The following is a 2,385-nucleotide window of genomic DNA, read 5'->3' as shown; positions in this document are numbered from 1 at the left end:
GCTCCGCAGCTTTCTTTTGCTCTTCATTATAATAAAAGATGGCGGTTGTATACGAGTGCCCGCGGTCATGGAATTGTCCGCCTGCATCTGTCGGATCAATCTGCTGCCAATACAATTCAAGAAGTTTTTCATATGTAAAGAGGGAAGGATCGAATGTAATTTCAACTACTTCCAAATGTCCGGAATCTCCTTTTTTTACGTCTTCATAGGTCGGATTGTCGACATGTCCGCCCATATAGCCGGATACGACATCCTCAATACCTTCCCATTCCTTGAACGGCTTAATCATGCACCAGAAGCAACCGCCGGCGAACGCCGCTTTTTCAAATGTTTTATTTGTCATGACGACCAACCCCTTTCCATTCATTATGTAAATTGTAGCATACGAAAGAAAGGTTGCCTACGAGCCGACCAGTGACCGCAGTGCAACCTTCCCCCGAAGTGCCAATGAGTGGTTGTGCTTATTATGTTATCGATTAATAGATAAAACTTGCACCAATAATGATTAACAGGATGAAAAGCACAACTAGCAAAGCAAAAGAAAAACCGCTTCCGCCCCCGTATTCACGTCCCATTACTACCACCACCTTCAATATAGATTATGCGTTGCATCTATGGGGGCATGGGGAATCGACCATAGCATGGGACATTATTTTGGAGCCATGACATGATATACTATCGATATACATACGCAACCAATGATATTGAACAATCGTCCTATAAATGAATTTAGTATTTGGAGGAATCGAATTTGAACGAAGACCAGTACGAAGGCCCGGTGCCAAGGAGAAGAAGGAGAAGAAGAAAATTACGGATCGGCAGATTGTTTTTCACAATCCTTTTCATTGCTTTCATTGTGACGGGGCTTTATTCTTACTTTCAATATAAGGAAGGGCAAGCCTTGGCAAAAGGAAATGTCATCGACCCAGGTCCATTCTATGGGGACGTCATTGATCCCCAAAATCCATCTGTCGAAAATTATCTCCTATTGGGCATTGACGACGACGGAAGTGGAAAGTCGCGCACAGACACAATGATGGTCCTTTCTTGGGATAAGCAGGAAGGTTCAATCCGTCTTGTTTCGTTCATGCGGGATATTTACGCGGATATTCCGGGCTATAAATCATATAAACTAAATACCGCATACTATTTGAATGGCGTTCAGACCGTAAAGGATACGATCACGGGCATGTTCGGTATTCCAATTCACCATTATGCAATTGTGGATTTTGACAATTTCGAGTCAATTATTGATATCGCGTTTCCGGCTGGCATAAAAATAGATGTAAAAAAAGAAATGTCAGAGAAAATCGGTGTCACCCTCATGCCAGGTGAACAACGCTTGAATGGAAAGGAACTGCTTGGTTATGCGAGATTCCGCGCTGATGCAGAAGGGGATTTCGGCAGGGTGGCAAGGCAACAGGAGGTCATTTCAGCATTAAAAGACGAGGCTTTGAGACCTGGAATGCTTCTTCATGTCCCGAAATTGTCCGGCGCGTTATCGGGTTTCATCGAGACCGATTTGACATCGAAGGACGAAATTTCAAAGGCATTCACACTTCTAATGAATGGCAAGGCAGATCTTGAAACAATGACAATTCCTGTCGAAGGCACATACCGGTTCAACTCCTATTCACATGCAGGAGCGGTCATTGAACTTGACATAGATAAAAATAAAGAGGCACTTGCAGCATTTCTTGATTTGAAACTTGAATAAGGGAAGAAGGGGAGCTAATGGATTACGAAGGAAGTAACTCTAATGCACGTAAAAGCGATTTGAATACTAATACACCGCGGCTCATTCGTTTCCTCGGAGGACGAACAACGATGTTTGTCCTCCTCTCCATACTATTGATTGGGTTGATCATATTAGTATTCAGCCATGTTGCATTCATTTTTTACCCTATTAAAGTATTCTTTTCAACTGTCGTGCTGCCGATTATATTGGCCACGATTGCATATTATTTATTGCGACCAATTCTACGATTATTGGAACGGATAAAAATCCCGAGGATATGGGGAATTTTCATCATATTCGTAGGTCTCATCGGCTTGATCACATTAATCGTGTTTCTCATATATCCTTTTTTAAAGGGACAATTTGCGAATCTGATTGACGAGTTTCCTACATATTTCAATCAAATGCTTATAAAAGTTGACATGTTTTTGCGAACATCGTTTTTTGAATCGTATTATAAGGATCTGAATATTAATATTAACAGCATCCTCGATAATGGCTTAGGGAATATCGGTCAATTCTTTACAGACGCTGTCGGTGGGATCGCTTCAGGCATCACCTCATTCATTTCAGCGTTGACCGGATTCATACTTGCGATTGTCACAGTTCCTTTCATCCTTTTTTATCTTTTGAAGGATGGAGAAAAG

4 protein-coding genes are annotated in these 2,385 nt (G+C 41.8%); 2 read left to right on the top strand and 2 right to left on the bottom strand.

Annotation, left to right across the window (positions count from 1 at the left end; genetic code table 11):
- A partial coding sequence (gene msrA / locus AWV70_RS24940; protein WP_235588793.1) for a peptide-methionine (S)-S-oxide reductase MsrA occupies positions 1-343 on the bottom strand: 343 nt, incomplete at its 3' end.
- Between the two features lie 133 nt (positions 344-476).
- A complete protein-coding gene (locus tag AWV70_RS23120) occupies positions 477-575 on the bottom strand; it encodes a YjcZ family sporulation protein (protein ID WP_082713754.1) in 99 nt (32 codons plus the stop codon).
- Between the two features lie 176 nt (positions 576-751).
- Here AWV70_RS23120 and AWV70_RS20915 point away from each other — a divergent pair, with 176 nt between their 5' ends.
- Both AWV70_RS20915 and AWV70_RS20910 read left to right on the top strand, forming a co-directional pair.
- On the top strand, positions 752-1,717 hold the full coding sequence (locus AWV70_RS20915; RefSeq protein ID WP_235588792.1) for an LCP family protein: 966 nt from the start codon (positions 752-754) through the stop codon (positions 1,715-1,717).
- Between the two features lie 17 nt (positions 1,718-1,734).
- The coding region (locus tag AWV70_RS20910) for an AI-2E family transporter (protein ID WP_153010075.1) at positions 1,735-2,385 on the top strand (651 nt) is incomplete at its 3' end.

The sequence above is a fragment of the Sporosarcina koreensis genome, assembly GCF_001531445.1.
Classification (GTDB): Bacteria; Bacillota; Bacilli; order Bacillales_A; family Planococcaceae; genus Sporosarcina; species Sporosarcina koreensis_C.
The sequence above is the reverse complement of the archived record's forward strand: the minus strand, read 5'-3'. Positions and strand labels throughout refer to the sequence as shown.